Here is a 1,060-nt window from a genome sequence, read left to right as displayed (position 1 = left end):
GTGCGGAGGGGGCGGGGGTGCGGCACGGGGCTCCTGTGATCACGGTGACGGTCGGCCCCGTACACCTTATTCGTAGGGAAGTCCTTTTTGCGTACCGGGCGGGCGCCGGTCAGGGACCGGCGAGGGGTCGGTCGGGGTGGCTGGGCCATGGTGCGGGGGTGGCTCAGAGGTAGTGCTGAGGTCGTTCGGGGGTGCCGGGGCCGGCGGCCGGGGGAGCGGCGGGAGAAACGATTACTCGGCCAGTTCCTCCAGCAGCCGGGCCGTCGGCAGGCCCGCCCGCAGGTACTCGACGAACAGCTCGTTGTGCAGGGCCCAGGGCGAGCGCCGCGACCGTATCAGCCCGATCGCCTCGTCCGGCGAGTGGCCCCGGCGCACCAGCGCGTGGGCGACGACCAGGCCCGAGCGGTTGTAGCCGTGCCAGCAGCGGACCAGCACCGAACGCCCCTCGTCCAGCGCCTCACCGGCCGCCTGCGCCAGCCGCATCACCCCGGCGAGCTGGGTGCCGTCCAGCGGCCCGTCGGGGATCGGCCACACATGGTGCTGGACGCCCCGGTCCGGCCCGTGTCCGGGCAGCCGCAGCAGGGTCTGGACGAGATCGAACTCGCCCCGTACCACCGCGAACTCCCGCTGCCCGCTCCGCCCGCGGAACTCGTGCCCGCCCATCCACAGGCCGGGCACGATCTCGCTCCACGGGCTGTCCGGAGCCGGTACGTCGGGTTGCTTCCTGCGGGTCCGCAACGGCGCCTCCCCAACCGCGTCCCTGGGGCATGCCCAACTCCCTCCAAAGGTAACCGCCTTCTTGCCCCTGGAGCACCCGCCTGTTCCCATGGTCATGGGGTGATGGTGCATGAACGGACTGCGCGTCGTACCGACCTGGAACCACGGCCAGGAAAGGCTGTACGTCTGCCTGAAGGACGGCAGGAGCATCGCCTGGTACGACAGGGAGGCCGGCCGGGTCAACATCGTCAGGGAAGGCCGCCGAGCCGACATCCTGGAGACGCTCGGCCCCTTCCTGACCGGCCCCGTCACCGTGGGCCCGTGCGGCTTGCCGACGTTGGCC

General features: G+C 71.8%; 1 protein-coding gene and 1 pseudogene. One reads left to right on the top strand and one right to left on the bottom strand.

Annotation, left to right across the window (positions count from 1 at the left end; all coding sequences use genetic code 11):
* Positions 1 to 231: 231 nt before the first annotated feature.
* Positions 232 to 738, bottom strand: a complete 507-nt coding sequence (locus BZL64_RS38565) for a protein-tyrosine phosphatase family protein (RefSeq protein ID WP_086773540.1) — start codon at positions 736 to 738, stop codon at positions 232 to 234.
* Positions 739 to 847: 109 nt separating this feature from the next.
* Between BZL64_RS38565 and BZL64_RS38560 the strand changes: the two are divergent.
* Positions 848 to 1,060, top strand: a pseudogene (locus BZL64_RS38560) (NERD domain-containing protein); the annotation flags it as partial.

The sequence above is a fragment of the Streptomyces bobili genome (assembly GCF_002154575.1).
GTDB classification, from domain to species: domain Bacteria; phylum Actinomycetota; class Actinomycetes; order Streptomycetales; family Streptomycetaceae; genus Streptomyces; species Streptomyces bobili.
The sequence above is the reverse complement of the archived record's forward strand: the minus strand, read 5'-3'. Positions and strand labels throughout refer to the sequence as shown.